The following is a 20,789-nucleotide window of genomic DNA, read 5'->3' on the forward strand; positions in this document are numbered from 1 at the left end:
AAGCCTTTCTCAATAACAAAAAGTGAATTGGATAGGAGAAAAGAAATGAATGTGAAAGGACTCATCGAAGAGGTTGAAAATGATCTTGAGTTAGTATCGTATTTAAACCGGATCCCCAAAAAGAATAAGAAGACCCGAGCTAGCCATCTCGAATCGCTGAATCATCTGGCCTATTTACTTTATCTGGATGGTCAAGAGGAAATGGCTAAGGAATTATTAGATAGGATTATACAAGTTCCATTTGAAGGTAATTATAACACCTGGACCTTTGTTGATAGTTCTCTGGTTTTATTGGCCTATCTGGAAAGAGAAAAAGAAAATCAGGCAATCGTCTATAAAAAGCTTCTTTTATCTCCATTAGAACAAGGGGAGGAATCCACTCAAAAAATTAGAAGGAGAGTTCATCAGAGATTTTTGAATGGTGATAGCTTGGAGCAAAAGCTTGCAAAAATCGAGCAGGCTTCAAGTCCTGAATCGGAAATGGAACACCGTTTGCTATACTTGACAGATCTATTGAAGATTCACCTCTTTATTGCTGAGTCAACGTTTGAAGAGACAGATATCCAAGCAAAAATCGAAGAGAATATGGAGATACTAAAGAAGTATATCAAGGAGCATGAAATTTATAGCCTCTTTCCTTTTAAGGGATAAGGTGTTCTAGCAATCTGGGACTTTTAGAAAAGAGTAGAATATGGAAATCAAAAAACACTTTGGTGTCTATGGCGTTTGCTATGAGAATGGGAAATTGCTTTGCATTGAGAAAACGAGAGGACCTTATCAATATCGTTTTGACCTACCAGGTGGTAGTCAGGAACTCGGTGAGGGGTTGACAGAAACCCTTAAGAGAGAAGTTCTGGAAGAGACAGGCTATACGCTTAGCTGTTATTCAAATCCTAGGATTTATGACGTGATGGTTCAAGAAGAGGGGCAAGACTTCGCCGTACACCATATCATGGCCTTTTATGATATCGTACTCGATTTCGAGAGCTCTCAAAAATCCCTTCCTCATGAAGTTTTTGATGGAAGCAATGATTCAGCAAATGCAATTTGGCTTCCTCTTGAGCAGATGACCGAAGAAAATGCCTCGCCTTTAGTATTAAAGGTGAAGGCAGAGTTATTAGGATTTCCAGAATTAGAATTGACAAGCTATAAGAATTGGAAGGTAAAATAGAGGGATAATGGAACTATTTAAAACATGGAAGAAATATATGGTTCTCTATGGTCTTAAATCTCAAATCGGGACTGTTTATCGAAACAGTGATAGGACAACGAGCTTTTATGATATTGGGAATTTTCTATACCTAGCAGGGGAGCTAAATTCTAGATTTTGGGAAGATTTTGTTAGGCAATATGGTTTAGATTATAAGATTATTATTTCAGAAGACACTAAGTGGCAAGATTTTCTGCGTCGGCAAGTTGGGTTAATTTCTTTTACTCGCTATTCTTTTAAGGATAAGGCAAATTTTCAAGTTGAATTTCTAAATGATCTAGTTACTCAGTTAGAGAAAGGTTACAATATTGTGCCTATTGATAATCGTATTTATAACTGCCTTTCTGAGGAAGAATGGTCACAAGATTTACAGGGGGATTTTGAGTCCTACCAGGATTTTGCTTTAAAAGGTGGATTTGGCTTTGTGATTCTTAAAAATAATGAAGTGATTGCTGGGATTTCCTCAGGGTTAGTTTACCAAGGAGCAGTTGAAGTGGAAGTTGCAACTAGACCAAACGAACAAGGAAATGGATTTGCTAAAAAGCTTGGTGCTGCAATGATTCTAGAGAGTTTAAACAGAGATATGTTTCCACTTTGGGATGCTCATAACGAGGCTTCCAAAAAAGTAGCAGAATTTTTAGGATATGAGTTAGTTGAACCTTATGAAGCTTTTGAACTAGAGGAAAGTGTCGTATAATGATATCTGATATTGTATCTTTTAAGACGAGGTGAATGAACATGCAAAATCAACTAGCTCTTAGTGGCGAAAAAATTGTTGAAAAAGTTTATCCCCATTTATTGCACCACGTCGGCTTGATTCGTGGGGAATACTTGTTGAGAGAACTAAACCAAAACATACTATTACCAAATTGTCAGCAATTTGTGAAAGATTATCTAGACACTATTTGTCATTTGTACTCAGATGAAGAAGTCTGGTATCGCTTTTCAGAGTTAACAAATGCAGAAGCAAATAGTCTAGACGGGACTAAAGAGTATTTTGACGAACGCCACCCCTTATTTGGATACAGAGGTATCAGGCGTTTGTTGGCGTGTCCAGATGAATTTCAGGCTGAGACAAATGTTGTTACAGAAGTTTTTCAAACCAATCCCAATCTGTCTGTTATTTTTCCTTTTGTCAATGATGCTGAACAATTAAAACAAGCTATTACAGTATTGCGTCAGTATGGTTTTACCAGGAAAGTCGGCACGATGATTGAATTACCGTCAGCGTATTTTGACTTGGACAGAATACTGGAAACTGGTATTTCAAAGATTGTAGTTGGAATGAATGATTTGACTTCATTTATTTTTGCGACTGTGAGAAACAGTCAATGGCATGAAATGGAAAGTCCCATTATGTTAGAAATGCTGAGACAGATGCAGGATAAAGCAAGGAAGAACAAGATTGATTTTGCTGTTGCAGGCTATCTGAATACTTCTTTCATACAAAAAATGAATCAGATGGGTATCGAATGTATTCTCCATTACAGCTCTATTCCAGAGATTTTTGATTTAGAAATTGACCATCCAGACCATCTTAAACATATAAAAGAAGAAAGTAAAAAATTACAAAGGAGAACCCATGACACCGCAAGAAATGTGGAATGCCTACAAGAAAATCAATCCCTCTATCAGTGATGAGATAGACGCCTGGGCTTTTGGAGTAGAGGCAGATCTCTTGGCTGACTTGGTTCTAAGAGGCGAAAAAACAGCAACAGCCTCAGCTTACGACCTCTACGCAGTAGAGGACGAACCCCTTCCACAAGAAGGGACTTTCGATATCATTTTAGACAGTCAAAACCAGGCTATCTGCATTGTCGAAATTACCAAGGTTTCTGTTCAGCCCTTCCATCAAGTGTCTGCTGACCATGCCTACAAGGAAGGCGAAGGTGACAAATCTCTGGCCTATTGGCGTCAGGTTCATGAGGAGTTTTTCACGGAGTGGCTGGAGGAAGCAGGTCTGACGTTTACACCTGACAGCAAGGTGGTTTTAGAAGAATTTCGCAAGGTTTATCCATTATAGATATGCTCTCCTTTTTGGAGAGTTTTTTGGTTCGGATCTAATTTTCCAAAAGGGCTAAAAAATGGTATAATGTAAGCGATATTGTACAGAAAAGAGAATGTCTATGCCAAATTATGCCATTATTTTAGCAGCGGGAAAAGGTACCCGTATGAAATCAGATTTGCCGAAGGTTCTACACAAGGTTGCTGGAATCTCTATGCTGGAGCATGTTTTCCGTAGTGTTGGAGCCATCTCACCCGAAAAGACCGTAACGGTTGTGGGCCACAAGGCTGAATTGGTGGAGCAAGTCTTAGCTGGACAAACAGAGTTTGTCAAACAAACCGAACAATTGGGAACTGGTCATGCAGTTATGATGGCAGAGCCAGTCTTGGAAGCTCTTGAAGGCCACACCCTTGTCATCGCAGGGGATACACCTTTGATTACGGGTGAAAGCCTCAAACACTTGATCGATTTTCATATCAACCACAAAAATGTGGCAACGATTTTAACAGCCGAAGCAGTGAATCCATTTGGTTATGGCCGGATTGTCCGTAATGACAATGCAGAAGTGCTTCGCATCGTCGAGCAAAAAGATGCGACAGATTTTGAAAAGCAAATCAAAGAAATCAATACAGGGACTTATGTTTTTGACAATGCCCGCCTCTTTGAAGCCTTAAAGAATATCAACACCAACAATGCCCAAGGTGAATACTATATCACAGATGTGATTGGGATTTTCCGTGAAGCTGGTGAAAAAGTCGGAGCCTATACGCTCAAAGATTTTGATGAAAGTCTTGGGGTTAACGACCGCGTAGCCCTTGCGACAGCAGAAGGCATCATGCATCGTCGCATTAACCAAGCTCATATGGTCAATGGAGTGAGCTTTGTCAATCCTGATGCGGCCTATATCGATATCGATGTCGAAATCGCTCCTGAGGTACAAATCGAAGCCAATGTTACCCTAAAAGGGCACACAAAAATTGGGGCTGAAACTGTCTTAACCAATGGAACCTATATCGTGGATAGTGAAATCGGTGCGGGTGCCGTTATTACTAACTCTATGATTGAAGAAAGCACAGTAGCCGATGGCGTGACAGTAGGACCATACGCTCATATTCGTCCTGGTTCTAGCCTGGCCAAAGATGTCCATATCGGGAACTTTGTCGAAGTCAAAGGTTCATCTATTGGCGAAAATACCAAAGCGGGTCATCTGACCTACATTGGCAACTGCCAAGTCGGTAGCAACGTCAACTTTGGTGCGGGAACCATTACCGTCAACTATGATGGGAAAAATAAATACAAGACCCTTATTGGCAACAATGTCTTTGTTGGCTCAAATTCGACCATTATTGCGCCAGTTGAGCTCGGAGATAATTCTCTAGTCGGGGCTGGCTCTACCATTACCAAGGATGTGCCGGCAGATGCGATTGCAATTGGTCGTGGTCGTCAAGTCAATAAGGATGAGTACGCGACTCGTCTTCCCCACCATCCTAAAAATAAATAGGAGATTTTCATGCAATTTGAAGAAAAAACCATTGAGCGCAAGGAGATTTATCAAGGACCGATTTTCCAAGTAGTTACAGATCAAGTGGAACTACCTGACGGAAAAGGTCAAGCGCAGCGTGATTTAATTTTTCATAATGGAGCAGTAGCGGTTTTACCGATCACAGATGAGGGCAAGACCATTTTGGTCAAGCAGTACCGGAAGGCAATCGAGAGGACTTCTGTAGAGATCCCAGCAGGCAAGTTGGAAAAGGGTGAAAATGCGGATCCTCAAGCAGCTGCTCTGCGTGAATTGGAAGAAGAAATTGGTTACACAGCGGATCTAGAGTTGTTGTATGATTTTTATTCTGCCATTGGGTTTTGCAACGAGCGGATCAAACTCTATGCTGCGACCAATTTGAAAAAAGTGGAAAATCCTCGCCCTCAAGATGAAGATGAGACCTTAGAGCTGCTAGAAGTGACCTTGAAGGAGGCTAAAGACTTGATCCAAGCTGGTGAAATCTGTGATGCCAAGACCATTATGGCGATTCAGTACTGGGAATTATCCAATAAATAGAGGAGGATCCAATGGGAAAACCTTTATTAACAGATGAAATGATTGAGCGGGCAAACCGAGGAGAAGCAATCTCTGGTCCCCCGCTCTTTGATGAGGAAGAAACAAAAATTCTCCCGACAGGAAACAGGGGATTTGGTTATGAACGGCCAGTGACCTCAGGGGAAGGAGATAGTGGACATGGAGTATCGTATCCTCAGGAGACTATTCCAATCAGAGTCCAACCTACAGTGACCAAGAGTCGTCGGATTGAGAACCAAAAAGATGAGGTGATTCAATCAAAATTGAATAAGATCTTATTTTGGGTCATCCTGCTCCTCATCTTGTTAATTCTTGCAATCTGGCGCTTATAAGCAGCGTCTACCAAAGGAGTTACGATTATGAAAATTGGAATCATTGCGGCCATGCCACAAGAATTAAAAATCTTAGTGGAAGCTTTGCAGAACGGAGAGAAACACCTTCGCCTAGGAAAGGTCTACTACACAGGGTCGATTGGTCGCCATGAAGTGGTCTTGGTTGAAAGTGGTATCGGAAAAGTCATGTCTGCCATGAGTGTGGCTGTGTTGGCCAACGATTTTAAGGTGGAAGCCATTATCAATACAGGTTCTGCAGGTGCAGTAGCACCAGGGATGGCTGTTGGGGATATCGTCCTAGCGGACAAATTGGCCTACCATGATGTCGATGTGACAGCTTTTGGTTATGACTATGGCCAGATGGCAGGGCAACCACTCTACTTTGAATCCAGCCGCTATTTTGTTTCAGAGATGAAAAAAGTTCTAGCTGAGGAACAAACACCAACCCATGTTGGCCTGATTGCGACTGGGGATAGCTTTATCGCGAGTGAAGAAAAAGTCGCAGTGATTCGGGAACATTTCCCAGAAGTATTGGCCGTTGAGATGGAAGGGGCAGCTATTGCCCAAGCGGCTCATGCAGCCGGCCGTCCTTTCATGGTCATTCGGGCTATGAGTGATACGGCAGATCACGCAGCTAATATCTCTTTTGATGAATTTATCGTAGAGGCTGGCGAGCGTTCTGCTCAAACCTTGATGACTTTCTTGAAGAGATTGGTATAGAAAAGCTTAAGAAAATAGGACTAGCTCTTAGCTAGTCCTATTTTGCTAAGCTGATTCTGTAAAGTAACTGGTTCTTCATGCTATAATAGATTCTAGTAATGCAAAGGAGAAGTTATGGTCTTATCAAAAAAACGGGCCCGTCATGTGATTGAAGAAATTATTGCCCTCTTTCCGGATGCTCAGCCAAGTTTGGATTTTCGCAACCATTTTGAATTATTAGTAGCGGTGATGCTCTCTGCTCAAACAACAGATGCAGCGGTTAATAAGGCAACTCCCGCTTTGTTTGAGGCTTTCCCAACTCCTCAAGCCATGGCGGTCGCCAGTGAAGCCGACATTGCCAAGCATATTTCCAAATTAGGCCTCTATCGAAACAAGGCTAAATTTCTAAAAAAATGTGCCCAACAATTGTTGGACAATTTTGATGGCCAAGTCCCTCAGACACGGGAGGAACTGGAGAGTTTAGCCGGAGTGGGACGGAAAACAGCCAATGTGGTCATGAGTGTCGGTTTCGGAATTCCTGCCTTTGCTGTTGATACCCATGTAGAGCGGATTTGCAAGCACCATGATATCGTAAAAAAGTCGGCAACGCCGCTAGAGGTAGAAAAGCGAGTTATGGATGTCCTTCCACCGGAACGTTGGTTGCCAGCCCATCAGGCCATGATTTACTTTGGTCGTGCCATCTGCCATCCTAAAAATCCCGAGTGCGATCACTATCCGCAACTCTATAACTTTAAAGACATTTAAAAAGCGAGGTCTAATGACTTCGCTTTTACTTGATAGGGAAGAAAGTAAGTAAGAGCCAAGAAAACAACAGAGCAATAGCGCCAATTCCAAGGACAAATAGAACAGGAAGGAGAATTCTTTGACGTGTTGATTTCATAGGCTTTGGCAACTATTTTTGACCGTGGATTTGCAAGCCTGTCAATGGATAATTAGCTAGCGAAAAAGAGGCCAAGAGCCTCCTTTTTCTTATTCGCTAAATCTTAAGAAATAACCATCTGGATCCAAAATCGCAAATTCCTGGGGATAGATAAAGCTATCTCCGACTCGAAATTTTCTTTGTATCAACGGACGATGGATGGGATAGTTAGCTTCCAACAGTTTTTGGTGGAGTTGTGGGACATCCTTGATACCAAAGGAGATATTGATACCGCGACCGAAAGGATAGGTCAGTTGGGATAATTCTTCTGCGTTGCCTTCTTCTAGCATAAGCTGGCAGTCTTCAAGCGAGAGGAAGAGAAATTTCTCCTCTGGACGTTCGTATTCGACAGAGAAACCCAGCAAGTCGCAGTAGAAGTGGCGCGACTTTTCGATGTCAGATACTACAAATTCAGGGATGACGGCTTGATAGTCCATTGTTTTCTCCTTAAAGATCAATCTCCATGACAATTGGTGTATGGTCTTGACGGGCACCAGAGTCAATCATAGCTGATCTAGTTACCTTGTTCGCAATGCGGTTAGAAGTGAGCCAGTAGTCAATTCTCCAGCCTGTGTTGTTGATTTTAGATGTCTTGCTACGCTGTGCCCACCAAGTATATTGATCTGGAAGGTCCCCATGCAAGTGGCGGAAGGTATCAGTGAACCCTTTGGCTAGCAAGTTAGTGAAGCCAGCACGCTCTTCATCGGTAAAGCCTGGGGAACGACGGTTGCTGGCTGGATTGGCCAAGTCGATTTCCTTGTGGGCTACATTGTAGTCTCCTGTTGCCAGAACAGGCTTTTGCTGATCTAGTTCCGCCAAGTAGTCTGCGTATTTGGCATCCCAGATTTGGCGTTCTTCCAAGCGTTTGAGTCCATCTCCGGCATTTGGAGTGTAGACCTGGGTCACAAAGAAGTCATCAAATTCTAGGGTAATAATCCGACCTTCAACGTCCATGGTAGAAGGGGCACCGATTTCTGGGAAGGTTACCGTTGGTGTCAATTCTTTTTTGTAGAGGAACATGGTTCCTGCGTATCCTTTGCGGGCTGGTTCTACAGAGGACCGCCAAGTATTTTCATATCCAGGGAAGAGTTCTGCTAAGACCTCTAGGTGTTTTTTTGTTGGTCCTTTAGCAGATAATTTTGTTTCTTGAATGGCAATGATATCCGCATCTTCTGCAACCAAGGTAAGTAGGACGTCTTGTGAGAGCTTGGCGCGTGCAGAGTCACTCGTCAAGGCGGCATTCAGTGAGTCAATATTCCATGAGATCAGTTTCATATCGTTTCCTTTACTAACTTTTTCGATGTTTCTATTATACCAAAAAATCTCCTAGCACTTGTCTCCTGTGATTTGAGGAAGGAGCTATTTTGCAGTCAAGAGCTATGCCTCCCGCATATGCATAACAGAATGCTTACCGAGGAGTTCAGAATGACGATTATTTTATCTGGTCTAGCGACTCGTGTCTGGATGAAATGTGCTATAATGGAAGTTGAGTTTAAAATAGAAATATTCCTCAGATTCCCTTTAAAGTTATCCTATTTTTACCAGGTATTGTTAGGGACTGGGGCTGAGAATCACAGTGAAAGGAGAGGTATGGCGCAAAAATCTAAACGTTCAAAAAAAGCGAATGCTAAGGTGAGAAAATTTGATAATCGGTGGATTACTAGACGACTTTATTTGTTATTCAGTATCGTCTGTACCCTCTTTTTGATTTTAATTGCTCGACTAGGGTATATGCAGATTACTCATCAAGGATTTTATACACAAAAATTGGCAAAAGCTACCAAAAAACACTTAACAAGAGGGAGTCTCCGGGGACAGATTTATGATGCTTCTGGTCACCCTCTGGTAGAAAATGTTGACAAGAAGGTCTTGTCTTTTACCCGAAGCAATAAGTTTACCGCAGAAGAGATGCGTCAGACAGCACAGCTTCTTCTGAATTATGTAAGTGTTTCGAATCCCCAAATCACCAAGCGTCAAGAGATCGACTTTTATCTCGCAAATTCGGAAGTCTATAAAGAGGTAGTGGATAAGTTGCCCAAGGAAGAGCGTATCGACACGGACGGCAATCCACTTCCAGAAGCAACCATCTATCAGCATGCTGTTGATAGTATTGAGACTGAAAAATTAGGTTATACAGAAGAAGAAAAGAAAGCCATCTATCTCTTCAGCCAAATGAATGCGGTTGAAAACTTTGCCAGTGCTACGATTTTGACGGATCCGATGTCCGACGAGCAAGTAACGACGGTCAAAGATCATTTGAAAGAATTTCCAGGATTTGAAGTGATCACGAGTTGGGATCGAAAAGTGGTTGATAGTCCTTTGGCTTCCATCGTTGGTAGTGTGTCGACAGAGCAAGCCGGTCTTCCAGCTGAAGATGTGGACGATTATTTGGGAAAAGGCTATGCCTTAAATGATCGCGTCGGAACTTCTTATTTAGAAAAACAATATGAGTCTGTCCTCCAAGGAGAACGGGTTGAAAAAGAAATCCATTTGGACAAGAATGGCAATGTTGAAAAAATCAAAACCCTCTCAAAAGGAAGCAAGGGAAACAATATCAAGCTTTCCATTGATTTGGATTTCCAAAGAGGAGTGGAAGACATCTTGAAGAAGTCTTTCCAGGCAGAATTAGCTGCTGGGAATGCGACCTACTCAGAAGGGGTCTATGCTGTTGCCTTGGATCCAAAAACGGGTAAAATCCTTGCTATGGCGGGGATGAAGCATGAAGCTGGTTCGCAAGATCTTACTCCCGATGCTTTGGGAACAGTGACCAATGTCTTTGTTCCAGGATCGGTTGTGAAAGCAGCTACTTTGACAGCAGGATGGGAAAATGGGGTGATTTCTGGGAACCAAGTCCTATTGGATCAACCAATCTCCTTTTCTGGTTCAGCTCCAATCACTTCGTGGTTCACCCAGTTTGGAAGCCAAGAAATCAATGCGGTGCAAGCGTTGGAATATTCTTCCAACACTTATATGGTGCAGATTGCACTTGATTTGATGGGGCAACCCTATCAGCCAAACATGAGCTTGAAGACTGACCAATTGGATCCAGCTATGAACAAATTGCGTTCGACCTTTGCCTCTTATGGTCTAGGAACAGAAACAGGGATTGACCTTCCGAATGAATCAACGGGCTATGTTCCCAAAGAGTTCACGATTGGTAATTACCTAACAGACGCCTTTGGTCAGTTTGATAATTATACGCCTATGCAGTTGGCTCAATATGTTGCAACTATTGCCAATGATGGGAAACGCGTGGCTCCCCATCTGGTCCAAGGGATCTATGAAAATGATGCCAAGGGAGGTTTGGGTCCTCTGAAAGAAGAGATTGCAACAAAAGAACTCAACCAAGTGGCTCTAACACCTGAAAATCTAGCCATCATCAAACAAGGTTTTTATCAGGTGGTATATGGAACCAGTGGCTTAACAACTGGTAAAACCATCGGAGAAGGTGCAGCGGTTCCAATCAGTGCAAAGACCGGGACTGCGGAAACGTTTGTAAATGGTGGGACCCCTGCTGTAAACACCAATGTTATCGCCTATGCTCCCTCTGAAAATCCTCAGATTGCAGTGGCAGTCGTCTTCCCTCACAACACCAATCTCCAAGCGACTGTTAGTCACAGTATTACCAGAGAGATTATCAATCTCTACCAGCAAAAACATCCTATGAATTAGAAAGGAAGCTATGCTCTATCCAACACCTATCGCAAAATTAATTGAAAGTTATTCGAAGCTCCCTGGTATTGGGATCAAGACAGCAACTCGTCTGGCCTTTTATACCATCGGAATGACTGATGACGATGTCAATGAGTTTGCTAAAAATCTCTTGTCAGCAAAGCGGGAATTAAGCTATTGTTCCATCTGTGGGAACCTAACAGATGAAGAAGAGTGTGCCATTTGTCGAGATGAGACACGCGATCCATCGACTATCTTAGTGGTAGAAGATAGTCGAGATGTGTCAGCCATGGAGAATATCCAGGAGTACCACGGTCGCTACCATGTCCTTCATGGCTTGATTTCGCCTATGAATGGGGTCGGACCAGATGATATTAACCTCAAGTCCTTGATTACACGATTAATGGATCATGAGGTCCAAGAAGTGATTGTGGCGACCAATGCAACCGCAGATGGGGAAGCAACTTCTATGTATATCTCACGCGTCCTCAAACCAGCTGGCATCAAAGTGACCCGCCTGGCACGTGGATTAGCTGTCGGAGCTGATATCGAATATGCGGACGAAGTGACCCTTCTCCGAGCTATTGAAAATCGAACCGAGTTATAAGCGGTTACAAAAACTGGAGGAACCCCTCTGGTTTTTTTGTTTTTTAGGTGTTCTCTCTCGTTTTCTTTCTTTTTAAAGTGTGGTATACTAGAGGGACGAACTCGGTTGTGAGGAGTGCTTCTGACAAGTCAATCAGGAAGCACAAAATTAAAAAAAGGATTAGGACCAAACAATGGCAAAAGAAAAAATTGTACTTCTTTATGGTGGCCGTAGCGCAGAGCGCGAAGTGTCTGTACTTTCAGCTGAAAGCGTCATGCGGGCGATTAATTATGACAAGTATTCTGTTGAGACCTATTTCATTACTCAGACGGGAGACTTCATCAAGACCCAAACCTTTGAAGAGAAGCCTGCTGAAACAGAACGCTTGATGACCAACGAGACCATTGATTGGGAAGCTAAAGTATCTCCGAGCAGTATCTACCAAGAAGGAGCGGTTGTCTTTCCAGTCCTTCACGGACCAATGGGAGAAGATGGATCGGTTCAAGGTTTCCTAGAAGTCTTGAAACTTCCATATGTGGGATGTGATATCCTTTCTTCTAGTGTGGCGATGGACAAGATTACCACCAAACGGGTCCTAGAATCTGCAGGGATTCCACAAGTTCCTTATGTGGCTGTCCTTGAAGGAGATGACCTAGAAGCTAAGATTGCCTTAATCGAAAAAGAATTGACCTATCCGGTCTTTACCAAGCCTTCTAATATGGGCTCTAGTGTCGGGATTTCAAAAGCAGAGAACCAAGCAGAACTTCGTCAGTCTTTGGAATTGGCCTTTAAATATGATAGCCGTGTTTTGGTTGAGCAAGGTGTCGTAGCGCGCGAAATCGAAGTAGGATTGTTAGGCAACTACGATGTCAAGAGCACCCTCCCTGGTGAGGTGGTCAAAGATGTAGCCTTCTATGACTATGAAGCCAAATACATCGATAATAAGATTACGATGGCGATTCCAGCTGAAATCCCAGCAGAAGTTGCTGCGACCATGCGTCAGAATGCCGAATTGGCCTTCCGTGCCATTGGTGGGAAAGGTCTCTCCCGTTGTGATTTCTTCTACACAGAGGATGGGGGCATCTACTTGAATGAGCTCAATACCATGCCTGGCTTTACCCAATGGTCTATGTATCCTTTGCTGTGGGACAACATGGGTTTGTCCTATCCTGATTTGATCGAGCGTTTGGTTGAGTTGGCAAAAGCAACTTTCGAAAAACGCGAAGCACACTTACTGTAAGAATCTGTTCCAAGTGGGAGTAGGGGATGGAATCAACTCAATGAGGAGTCGATTTTCTTCCTGCTCCCCCTTTTTAGAGGAGAATACTATGAATCTAACCTTGCACGAAGTAGCAGGTGTCCTGGCTGCTCGCAATGATATCAGCCAATTTGAAGATGTAGCCCTTACCAAGCCTGAATTTGATAGCCGTTTGATTGGGCCTGGAGACCTTTTTGTCCCTCTTAAGGGGGCGCGTGATGGGCATGATTTCATCGAGACGGCCTTTGAAAACGGGGCCGTAGCGACCTTGTCTGAAAAAGAAGTAGAAGGCCACCCTTATTTGTTGGTAGATGATGTTCTAGCGGCCTTTCAAAAATTAGCCCAATATGTGTTGGAGAAGAGTCAAGTAGATGTCTTGGCGGTCACCGGTTCAAACGGTAAGACAACGACCAAAGATATGTTGGCTCAATTGCTGTCAACTACCTACAAAACCTATAAAACACAAGGGAACTACAATAACGAAATTGGCCTCCCTTATACGGTTCTCCATATGCCAGAAGGGACAGAGAAGCTTGTCCTTGAAATGGGGCAGGACCATCTGGGAGATATCCATCTTCTCTCAGAAATTGCGCATCCAAAGGCAGCAATCGTGACCCTTATTGGGGAAGCTCACCTGGAGTTTTTCAAAGATCGCAAAGAAATTGCTAAAGGGAAATTGCAAATTGCGGATGGGATGCCAGCTGGTGGCTTGCTTCTAGTGCCGGCCGATCCCATTGTCGGGGATTTTTTACCGAGCCAACAAGAGCTTGTGCGCTTTGGTGAAGGAGCAGACATCAGCATTACCAAGTTGGAGGAACGCAAGGACAGCCTAACCTTTGAAGCGAACTTCTTATCAGATGCTATTGACATACCTGTCACAGGCAAATACAATGCGACCAATGCCATGATTGCGGCCTATGTTGCCTTGAAAGAAGGAGTGAGCGAAGAGGCCATCCGTGCAAGCTTTAAAGGCTTAGAGCTTACTAAGAACCGTACAGAATGGAAGAAGGCAAGTAACGGAGCGGATATCCTATCCGATGTCTACAATGCCAATCCGACGGCCATGCGCCTGATTTTAGAAACCTTCTCGACCATTCCTGCCAATCCAAATGGCCGGAAGCTAGCGGTCTTAGCGGATATGAAAGAACTAGGGGAGCAATCCATTGATCTGCACAACCAAATGATTCTCAGCCTGTCACCGGATGTCTTGGATACCGTTATTTTCTACGGTCAAGATATTGCGGGACTGGCTCAATTAGCGAGCCAGATGTTCCCACTCGGACATGTTTATTATTTCAAAAAGACCGCTGAGGAAGACCAGTTTGAGGATCTGGTCAAACAAGTCAAGGAAAGCTTAAAAGAGCAGGACCAAATCCTCATCAAGGGAAGCAATTCCATGAATCTAGCTAAATTGGTAGAGGAGTTGGAGAATGGCGAGTAATAATGTGTTAAAGAACATTCAGCGCTTGATTTCAATCACTAATACAGGCTTAGCGTTCTCAAAAGATCCATTTGATCAAGAGCGCTATCAGGATATTCGTGCCATTTTACAGGATTTTGTGAGAGAAGCGACTGATTTGAATCCACAAGAATTATCGGATTTGTTTCGCCCGACAGACCATTACGACACTCCCTTGATTGATGTTAGGGCCTGGATTGTCAAAGATGGAAAACTTTGTTTAGTGAAAGGTCAGGGAGAAGAGACCTGGGCCTTGCCGGGTGGCTTTGGTGAGGTTGGCTATTCTCCGACGGAAAACATTTTAAAAGAAATCCAAGAAGAAACGGGCTATTTAGCACGTGTCAATCGCCTGTTGGCAGTATTTGATACCAATCGCTACCAATTGCAAAGCCGCCAATATGTGAAATTGGTATTTGAATGTGAATTATTAGATGGAAATTTTGAAAAGAACCAGGAAATTTCCGACCTTGCCTTTTTTGAGAGAGAGAAAATGCCTGCTCTTTCTACCAAGCGCAATACAGAAGAACAATTGAACTTCCTTTGGGATGTTTATGATGGGAAACGAGATTTGTATTGTGATTAAAAACGATTTATAAATTAAAGGGATATAAAATGACACTTTGGGATTTATTGTTTACGAACCAAAAATCAGCCCCGCCTGAGTTTGGGCTCTGGTATTTCATTCTACCAGCTTCTTTGTTGGTGGTTGGTTACTTTTCCATCAGATATGCGCGATCCAAAAGCTACCAACGCTTTTGGTATTGGGCACAGTTGATCCAAGTCTTGACCATCAATGCTTGGTATATTCTTGCCCACATGCCTTTGACGGATAATTTGCCTTTTTATCATTGCCGCTTGGCCATGTTGGTGATTCTCTTTGCCCCTAAAGGGACCTATATCAAGCAATATTTTGCTCTCTTGGGAGTTTTAGGATCGATTGCGGCCTTGGTGTATCCGGCCTTTGATCCTTTCCCATTCCCTCATATCACTGTGTTGAATCTAATTTTTAGCCACTGGGCCTTGCTTGCCAATAGTTTGATTTACCTACAGGATCATTATCAATCTGAAAAACAAGACAGCTTGAGAATTTTCAAGATCACTTTTGGCATGAATGCCTTAATTTTCTTGGTCAATCTTTTGACGAAAGGAGATTATGGCTTCTTACGGCGTCCACCAATCATTGGCGACCACGGTGCTCTCTTAAACTACCTCTTGGTTAGCTTTGTGATGGTGGCTGGAATTTTCTTAGTCAACCAACGTTATAAGTACAAATACAAGATGGTTGAAGAGACTGTTGGTTCGCGTTCAGAATAGAAAATAAATGAGCTGAGGTTAGGAAATCATGCCACTTTGGGATTTATTTTTCACTAGTCAACCAACGGCTCCTCCTCAATTAAGGGCTTGGTATTTCTTGTTGCCGACATCATTGGTAGTGGTGGGGCTTCTGTCTATTCGATTAGCCTCTTCCAAAGCCTATCAAAATTTTTGGTATTGGGGACAGTTGGTCCAGTTGCTGATTATCAACTCTTGGTATATTGCAGCACATTTGCCTATTTCAGAGAGTCTTCCCTTCTACCATAGCCGGATGGCCATGTGGATCATTCTCTTGGCTCCCAAGGGAAGGTTCAAGCAGTATTTTGCCCTGGTAGGAGTCTTTGGATCTATCATGGCCTTGGTTTATCCCGTCTTTTATCCCTATCCTTTTCCTCACGTATCCTCGATCAACAATGTCTTTGGTCACTGGGCCCTCTTGGCCAATTGCTTGATCTATCTGGTCCAATCCTACCAGGTGGAAGCAAGGGATGCCTGGAAAATCTGTCAGATGACTTTTGGGGTTAATGCTATTATTCAGCTCGCAAATCTTGTAACAGGTGGAAATTATGGCTTTATGCGTCGTCCTCCTGTACTTGGTGATCATGGACTTGTGCTCAACTATTTGATCGTGACCATCCTGATGACAGGGACCCTTATCCTGATCAATTCAATCTTTAAGTCCAGTAAGAAAAGAAAAAGAACATCTGAATCCGTTTAATAAGGAGATCCTATGCATCATTTTTTTACAACTGAATCCACTGCACCACCTGTTATACCGCTCCTCTGGTATGGGGTCATGGTTCTTTTAATCCTAATGGCAGTTTGGGCTTCATTACGTTACTTTCAAAATGAACAATTTCGAAAGATCTTTCGAAACTTACAAATTTTTCAATTGATCTGTCTCTATATCTGGTATTTTGCTTTTCAACTTCCCTGGTCCAATAGTTTACCCTTGTACCATTGCCGTTTGGCCATGTTTGCTGTCTTGCTCTTGCCAGACCGATGGAAGAGCAAGCAGTTCTTTGCCTTGATGGGAGTCAGTGGGGCGATCTTTGCCTTGGGTTATCCGGTCTTTGATCCCTATACCTTCCCTCATATTACGAGCTTTTCTTTTCTCTTAGGGCATTACTGTCTCTTGGTTAATTCCTTGATTTATCTCTTGAGATGGTATGATTCGAGCCTTTTAAAAAATCGAGAAATTGTTCTTTATACTTTCGTCCTCGATTTATTTCTAGTCGGGGTCAACCAAGTCACTGGAGGCAATTATGGACTCATGGCGCGACCACCAATTATCAAAGGGGATAGTCTCTTGGTGAATTATGTCGTGGTTTCCAGCATCCTAGCAGCAGCCTTGCTTCTCTTTAATGTATTTTTCAGTCGCAGACCTGTTAGAAAAAGAGTCAGTCGATAAAAAGTTGAAGGAGGTTGAGACAATCAGTCTCAACCTTCTTTTAGTTAATAGGAGTTTGAAATGAAGAGGTTTTTACTAGTCATTTGTATCTTGTGTGGCTTATTTTGTACAGTTAGTCCGGCTCAGGCAGAGGATGACGTTCAGTATTCGATTGAGTCCTATGTAGGACACCTCCATTTGCAGGAAGATAGCCAGGCAACATTCACTCAAGAGATTACCTATGATTTTCATACGGGCTACAATGGTCAGTATGTAACTTTAGGGAATGCAGATCCCCTTCCTAAAGGATTTAAAATCCATGAAAATCCTCAAGTTGAAGCTTATGTGGACGGGGAAAAACGAGATATTCGTGTAGAAGAATCGGATCTCGGAGATGGTCGTCTATTAAAAATCTACAATTCGAGGATTGTTGGAGGCAAAGTTACCATCAAGGTTGTATGGAAGATTGATCATATTCTAGACCTGTATTCCGATATAGCGGAGCTCAATTGGTTCCCTCTTTCAGATGGGGATGAGGATATCGCGAAATTAGATTTTTATGTGGATGGTTTGGATGCCAAGCAGGGAGAATTGTATGCTCATACCGGTTATTTTAATCCACCAGCCCAGATTGACCGGACTGCGACTGGCTATCACATTCAGTTACGGAACTTCCCAAAGAATGGAAAATTGGAACTCCACGCATACTGGCCCATGACAGAAGCTCTGCGTCGAGGCCAATCTAATAAGATAAAAAAAGAAAATGGAAAAGATAAATTCCTAAAAAAAGAGAGATCCATTCAACAAAAAACATTCATCTACAAGACACTGTTTCTCAGAGTCGTGCCAATTGTATCGATTCTTTTATTTGTCCTAGCTTTTATTCCATGGATTCGCTATATGATCAGTACCAGAAATCGTCGGATTGTAAAAGGAGTAAGATTATACGAACCACCACAGAATTTACCACCATTAGTTCTAGCTAAGGCGCTGTATCAACTTGATTTTGAACAGATGGTGATATTTAGAGAGAAAGGTCAATTAAAATTTAACCATCTCATTCAAGCAACAATGTTAGATCTCATTGACCGAGGAAATCTTCGTTTGACTAGGGATGAAAACGGGGAAAGGTTGACCTGTCTTCACCATGAAGGCTTGGCTGATTTTGAATTGAAGTTTATTGACATGATCTTTGATCAAGAAACAGAAATCAATATCAGCGAGGTATTCTCAAAATATAAAATTAATCAAGTAGCTCTAAAAAAAGATTTTCGGGCTGCTAAAACAGAGGCGCAACGAAATCGAATTCGAAAGGTCGGAAGTGATGTTCAATCGCTTTTAAAAAAAGATGCCCAGCAATTGTCAAAAGGTGTTGACAAGGAGATTGCAAAATTAGGATTGCCCTCTTATTTTAGAGACTTATCTGAAAAAGAAGAAGCTTTTTCAAAAACAGGCTGTGCCTTACATTTTTGGCTCTTACTGATTTTATTTGTGAGCATGTGTTTCTTAACATTTGGATTTGGTTCACACCTATCTTCATTCTATTTTTGGATCATTTTACTTTTGGTTCTGTTATTCATTCCATTTTATATTGTTGTGAAAATCCGTGAAGATCATCTACAATCCTTAGAGAACTTGGATTCGCAATTCCAATGGATGGCTTTTAGAAATATGATCGAAAGTATTCCAAATTTCAACCAAGCAGAACTTGAGAGTGTGGTCCTATGGAATCGTATTTTGGTGTACGCGACCTTGTATGGTCAAGCTAAAAAAGTGAGTCAGGTACTCCAAAATCATCAGATTTCCTTACCATATGAAGACTGGGATGCTCTTGTTTGGCTAACATCCTCTTCAAATACCTTTCTAGATGGCTCTACTTTAATGGGCTATGTAGATAATTCCTATAGTGTTTCAAACTTCTCTATTAACTCTTCAGATGGCAACGGTGGCTTTGATGGTGGTGGCTTCTCTGGAGGAGGTGGTGGTGGAGGATTTGGCGCCTTCTAATAGTACTTGTTATTTAATGAAGTCTGGGATGTAGAACCATTGTAGTTCTCACTCAGGCTTTTTAATTTGTAACTATACTGACGATTGAAAAAAGCCTCTATTTCCGCTATAATAGGTTAGTTAAGGTAAAAGGAGAGAACCAATGTAGAAGGATCCTACTTACTAAAAAATACGTTTTAAAAAAATAACTGAGGAAGAAAGAATGACAATAACTGACGAAATTAAAAAACGCCGTACCTTTGCCATCATCTCCCACCCGGATGCTGGTAAAACGACGATTACAGAGCAGTTGCTCTACTTTGGGGGAGAGATTCGGGAAGCTGGTACTGTTAAAGGAAAGAAAACAGGAAACTTTGCCAAGTCTGACTGGATGGATATCGAAAAACAACGTGGGATTTCGGTAACTTCATCTGTCATGCAGTTTGACTATGATGGCAAACGGGTCAACATCCTTGATACACCAGGGCACGAGGACTTTTCAGAAGATACTTATCGGACCTTGATGGCAGTAGATGCTGCAGTCATGGTGGTGGACTCTGCCAAGGGTATCGAGGCCCAAACCAAGAAATTGTTTGAGGTTGTCAAACACCGTGGAATTCCAGTCTTTACTTTTATGAATAAGTTGGACCGTGACGGACGTGAGCCACTAGATCTCTTGCAAGAATTGGAAGAAGTCTTGGGCATCGCAAGTTATCCGATGAACTGGCCGATTGGGATGGGGAAAGCCTTTGAGGGACTCTATGACCTTTATAACCAACGTTTGGAACTCTATAAAGGAGACGAACGCTTTGCCAGTCTAGAAGACGGGGACAAGCTTTTTGCTAACAATCCTTTCTACGAGCAAGTGAAAGACGACATCGAACTCTTGCAAGAAGCTGGGAATGAATTCTCAGAAGAAGCCATCCTTGCGGGTGAATTAACACCAGTCTTCTTCGGATCAGCGTTGACGAACTTTGGGGTGCAGACTTTCTTGGAAACCTTCTTGAAGTTTGCTCCAGAACCACATGGCCACAAGAAGACAGATGGAGAGATTGTCGACCCTTATGACAAGGATTTCTCAGGCTTTGTCTTTAAAATCCAGGCCAATATGGACCCTCGTCACCGTGACCGGATTGCCTTTGTCCGTATTGTATCGGGTGAATTTGAGCGTGGGATGAATGTTAACCTCCCTCGTACTGGTAAGGGCGCTAAGCTATCAAATGTCACTCAGTTTATGGCCGAAAGCCGTGAAAATGTGACCAATGCCGTAGCTGGAGATATCATCGGGGTATACGATACTGGTACTTATCAAGTTGGGGATACACTGACTGTTGGAAAAAACAAGTTCGAATTTGAACCACTGCCAACCTTTACCCCTGAAATCTTCATGAAGGTATCTGCTAAGAACGTTATGAAGCAAAAATCCTTCCACAAGGGGATTGAGCAATTGGTGCAAGAAGGGGCCATCCAGCTTTATACCAACTACCAAACAGGGGAATACATGTTAGGTGCAGTTGGGCAACTCCAGTTTGAAGTCTTTAAGCACCGCATGGAAAATGAATACAATGCAGAAGTGGTCATGAGCCCAATGGGTAAAAAGACCGTTCGCTGGATCAAACCAGAAGACTTAGATGAGCGCATGTCTTCAAGCCGGAACATCTTGGCCAAAGACCGCTTTGACCAGCCTGTCTTCCTCTTTGAAAACGACTTTGCCCTCCGCTGGTTTGCGGACAAGTATCCAGATGTCGAGTTAGAGGAAAAGATGTAACTCAGCACCAACAATTGGAACTAAAGTCCCTAATTGTTGGACGCTAGCCACTCTTTAGGCTTACTTTGGGAATAGAATATATTAGTTAAAAAAACC

Annotated in this window: 22 protein-coding genes; 20 read left to right on the plus strand and 2 right to left on the minus strand. The window is 42.6% G+C overall.

Annotation, left to right across the window (positions count from 1 at the left end):
- Positions 1-45 precede the first annotated feature (45 nt).
- The 10 genes from I2C87_RS08115 to nth all read left to right on the plus strand — a co-directional run bounded on the left by I2C87_RS08115 (position 46) and on the right by nth (position 7,085).
- Positions 46-651 (plus strand): DUF6707 family protein, encoded by a 606-nt coding sequence (locus I2C87_RS08115; RefSeq protein WP_129822263.1) that lies wholly within the window; start codon positions 46-48, stop codon positions 649-651.
- Positions 652-691: 40 nt separating this feature from the next.
- Positions 692-1,171, plus strand: a complete 480-nt coding sequence (locus I2C87_RS08120) for an NUDIX hydrolase (protein ID WP_129822262.1) — start codon at positions 692-694, stop codon at positions 1,169-1,171.
- 7 nt (positions 1,172-1,178) lie between these two features.
- Positions 1,179-1,907 carry a GNAT family N-acetyltransferase gene (locus I2C87_RS08125; protein WP_129824337.1) on the plus strand — a complete coding sequence of 243 codons (729 nt, stop codon included), beginning with the start codon at positions 1,179-1,181 and terminating at the stop codon, positions 1,905-1,907.
- Positions 1,908-1,948: 41 nt separating this feature from the next.
- Positions 1,949-2,848, plus strand: a complete 900-nt coding sequence (locus I2C87_RS08130; RefSeq protein WP_129822260.1) for a putative PEP-binding protein — start codon at positions 1,949-1,951, stop codon at positions 2,846-2,848.
- Entirely contained in the window at positions 2,793-3,233 is a 441-nt protein-coding gene (locus I2C87_RS08135; protein WP_195324554.1) for an ASCH domain-containing protein, read from the plus strand. Before I2C87_RS08130 ends, I2C87_RS08135 begins: the two co-directional genes overlap by 56 nt.
- Positions 3,234-3,336: 103 nt before the next feature.
- The gene (glmU, locus tag I2C87_RS08140; protein ID WP_195324556.1) at positions 3,337-4,716 is read left to right on the plus strand and encodes a bifunctional UDP-N-acetylglucosamine diphosphorylase/glucosamine-1-phosphate N-acetyltransferase GlmU; all 1,380 of its coding nucleotides are present in this window, start codon (positions 3,337-3,339) and stop codon (positions 4,714-4,716) included.
- A 9-nt stretch (positions 4,717-4,725) separates the two neighbouring features.
- A complete protein-coding gene (locus I2C87_RS08145) occupies positions 4,726-5,271 on the plus strand; it encodes an NUDIX hydrolase (RefSeq protein ID WP_129822257.1) in 546 nt (181 codons plus the stop codon).
- 11 nt (positions 5,272-5,282) lie between these two features.
- Positions 5,283-5,621 (plus strand): cell wall synthase accessory phosphoprotein MacP, encoded by a 339-nt coding sequence (gene macP / locus I2C87_RS08150; protein ID WP_129822256.1) that lies wholly within the window; start codon positions 5,283-5,285, stop codon positions 5,619-5,621.
- A gap of 27 nt (positions 5,622-5,648) precedes the next feature.
- The gene (locus I2C87_RS08155; protein ID WP_125335316.1) at positions 5,649-6,341 is read left to right on the plus strand and encodes a 5'-methylthioadenosine/adenosylhomocysteine nucleosidase; all 693 of its coding nucleotides are present in this window, start codon (positions 5,649-5,651) and stop codon (positions 6,339-6,341) included.
- Positions 6,342-6,455: 114 nt separating this feature from the next.
- A complete protein-coding gene (nth, locus tag I2C87_RS08160; protein ID WP_023022612.1) occupies positions 6,456-7,085 on the plus strand; it encodes an endonuclease III in 630 nt (209 codons plus the stop codon).
- A gap of 225 nt (positions 7,086-7,310) precedes the next feature.
- Here nth and I2C87_RS08165 read toward each other — a convergent pair whose 3' ends face one another.
- Both I2C87_RS08165 and I2C87_RS08170 read right to left on the minus strand, forming a co-directional pair.
- Positions 7,311-7,697 carry a bleomycin resistance protein gene (locus I2C87_RS08165; RefSeq protein WP_129822255.1) on the minus strand — a complete coding sequence of 129 codons (387 nt, stop codon included), beginning with the start codon at positions 7,695-7,697 and terminating at the stop codon, positions 7,311-7,313.
- A gap of 10 nt (positions 7,698-7,707) precedes the next feature.
- Positions 7,708-8,535, minus strand: a complete 828-nt coding sequence (locus I2C87_RS08170) for an exodeoxyribonuclease III (RefSeq protein ID WP_129822254.1) — start codon at positions 8,533-8,535, stop codon at positions 7,708-7,710.
- A gap of 315 nt (positions 8,536-8,850) precedes the next feature.
- Between I2C87_RS08170 and pbp2b the strand changes: the two genes are divergently transcribed.
- The 10 genes from pbp2b to I2C87_RS08220 all read left to right on the plus strand — a co-directional run bounded on the left by pbp2b (position 8,851) and on the right by I2C87_RS08220 (position 20,693).
- Positions 8,851-10,932, plus strand: coding sequence for a penicillin-binding protein PBP2B (gene pbp2b / locus I2C87_RS08175; RefSeq protein WP_129822253.1), 2,082 nt, complete (start codon positions 8,851-8,853; stop codon positions 10,930-10,932).
- 10 nt (positions 10,933-10,942) lie between these two features.
- A complete protein-coding gene (gene recR, locus I2C87_RS08180) occupies positions 10,943-11,539 on the plus strand; it encodes a recombination mediator RecR (protein WP_125335328.1) in 597 nt (198 codons plus the stop codon).
- A gap of 172 nt (positions 11,540-11,711) precedes the next feature.
- Entirely contained in the window at positions 11,712-12,758 is a 1,047-nt protein-coding gene (locus I2C87_RS08185; protein ID WP_123160059.1) for a D-alanine--D-alanine ligase, read from the plus strand.
- Between the two features lie 88 nt (positions 12,759-12,846).
- Positions 12,847-14,217: a UDP-N-acetylmuramoyl-tripeptide--D-alanyl-D-alanine ligase gene (locus I2C87_RS08190; RefSeq protein ID WP_129822252.1), complete on the plus strand. Its 1,371-nt coding sequence runs from the start codon at positions 12,847-12,849 to the stop codon at positions 14,215-14,217.
- Positions 14,207-14,818 carry an NUDIX hydrolase gene (locus I2C87_RS08195; RefSeq protein WP_129822251.1) on the plus strand — a complete coding sequence of 204 codons (612 nt, stop codon included), beginning with the start codon at positions 14,207-14,209 and terminating at the stop codon, positions 14,816-14,818. Before I2C87_RS08190 ends, I2C87_RS08195 begins: the two co-directional genes overlap by 11 nt.
- 29 nt (positions 14,819-14,847) lie before the next feature.
- A complete protein-coding gene (locus tag I2C87_RS08200; protein WP_129822250.1) occupies positions 14,848-15,549 on the plus strand; it encodes a YwaF family protein in 702 nt (233 codons plus the stop codon).
- Positions 15,550-15,577: 28 nt separating this feature from the next.
- Positions 15,578-16,267, plus strand: a complete 690-nt coding sequence (locus I2C87_RS08205) for a TIGR02206 family membrane protein (protein WP_195324558.1) — start codon at positions 15,578-15,580, stop codon at positions 16,265-16,267.
- 12 nt (positions 16,268-16,279) lie between these two features.
- Entirely contained in the window at positions 16,280-16,960 is a 681-nt protein-coding gene (locus tag I2C87_RS08210; protein ID WP_129822248.1) for a TIGR02206 family membrane protein, read from the plus strand.
- 60 nt (positions 16,961-17,020) lie between these two features.
- Entirely contained in the window at positions 17,021-18,946 is a 1,926-nt protein-coding gene (locus I2C87_RS08215) for a DUF2207 domain-containing protein (protein ID WP_195324561.1), read from the plus strand.
- A gap of 202 nt (positions 18,947-19,148) precedes the next feature.
- Complete coding sequence (locus I2C87_RS08220; protein WP_048715577.1) at positions 19,149-20,693, plus strand: peptide chain release factor 3; 1,545 nt, start codon at positions 19,149-19,151, stop codon at positions 20,691-20,693.
- The last annotated feature ends 96 nt before the right edge of the window (positions 20,694-20,789 follow it).

Source organism: Streptococcus sp. 1001283B150225_161107_H12, assembly GCF_015552665.1.
In the GTDB taxonomy this organism is placed as follows: Bacteria; Bacillota; Bacilli; order Lactobacillales; family Streptococcaceae; genus Streptococcus.

Coding starts and splice junctions, on each gene's coding strand:
- I2C87_RS08115 (WP_129822263.1), top strand. CDS start 46: ATGAATGTGAAAGGACTCATCGAAGAGGTTGAAAATGATCTTGAGTTA.
- I2C87_RS08120 (WP_129822262.1), top strand. CDS start 692: ATGGAAATCAAAAAACACTTTGGTGTCTATGGCGTTTGCTATGAGAAT.
- I2C87_RS08125 (WP_129824337.1), top strand. CDS start 1,179: ATGGAACTATTTAAAACATGGAAGAAATATATGGTTCTCTATGGTCTT.
- I2C87_RS08130 (WP_129822260.1), top strand. CDS start 1,949: ATGCAAAATCAACTAGCTCTTAGTGGCGAAAAAATTGTTGAAAAAGTT.
- I2C87_RS08135 (WP_195324554.1), top strand. CDS start 2,793: ATGACACCGCAAGAAATGTGGAATGCCTACAAGAAAATCAATCCCTCT.
- glmU (WP_195324556.1), top strand. CDS start 3,337: ATGCCAAATTATGCCATTATTTTAGCAGCGGGAAAAGGTACCCGTATG.
- I2C87_RS08145 (WP_129822257.1), top strand. CDS start 4,726: ATGCAATTTGAAGAAAAAACCATTGAGCGCAAGGAGATTTATCAAGGA.
- macP (WP_129822256.1), top strand. CDS start 5,283: ATGGGAAAACCTTTATTAACAGATGAAATGATTGAGCGGGCAAACCGA.
- I2C87_RS08155 (WP_125335316.1), top strand. CDS start 5,649: ATGAAAATTGGAATCATTGCGGCCATGCCACAAGAATTAAAAATCTTA.
- nth (WP_023022612.1), top strand. CDS start 6,456: ATGGTCTTATCAAAAAAACGGGCCCGTCATGTGATTGAAGAAATTATT.
- I2C87_RS08165 (WP_129822255.1), bottom strand. CDS start 7,697: ATGGACTATCAAGCCGTCATCCCTGAATTTGTAGTATCTGACATCGAA.
- I2C87_RS08170 (WP_129822254.1), bottom strand. CDS start 8,535: ATGAAACTGATCTCATGGAATATTGACTCACTGAATGCCGCCTTGACG.
- pbp2b (WP_129822253.1), top strand. CDS start 8,851: ATGGCGCAAAAATCTAAACGTTCAAAAAAAGCGAATGCTAAGGTGAGA.
- recR (WP_125335328.1), top strand. CDS start 10,943: ATGCTCTATCCAACACCTATCGCAAAATTAATTGAAAGTTATTCGAAG.
- I2C87_RS08185 (WP_123160059.1), top strand. CDS start 11,712: ATGGCAAAAGAAAAAATTGTACTTCTTTATGGTGGCCGTAGCGCAGAG.
- I2C87_RS08190 (WP_129822252.1), top strand. CDS start 12,847: ATGAATCTAACCTTGCACGAAGTAGCAGGTGTCCTGGCTGCTCGCAAT.
- I2C87_RS08195 (WP_129822251.1), top strand. CDS start 14,207: ATGGCGAGTAATAATGTGTTAAAGAACATTCAGCGCTTGATTTCAATC.
- I2C87_RS08200 (WP_129822250.1), top strand. CDS start 14,848: ATGACACTTTGGGATTTATTGTTTACGAACCAAAAATCAGCCCCGCCT.
- I2C87_RS08205 (WP_195324558.1), top strand. CDS start 15,578: ATGCCACTTTGGGATTTATTTTTCACTAGTCAACCAACGGCTCCTCCT.
- I2C87_RS08210 (WP_129822248.1), top strand. CDS start 16,280: ATGCATCATTTTTTTACAACTGAATCCACTGCACCACCTGTTATACCG.
- I2C87_RS08215 (WP_195324561.1), top strand. CDS start 17,021: ATGAAGAGGTTTTTACTAGTCATTTGTATCTTGTGTGGCTTATTTTGT.
- I2C87_RS08220 (WP_048715577.1), top strand. CDS start 19,149: ATGACAATAACTGACGAAATTAAAAAACGCCGTACCTTTGCCATCATC.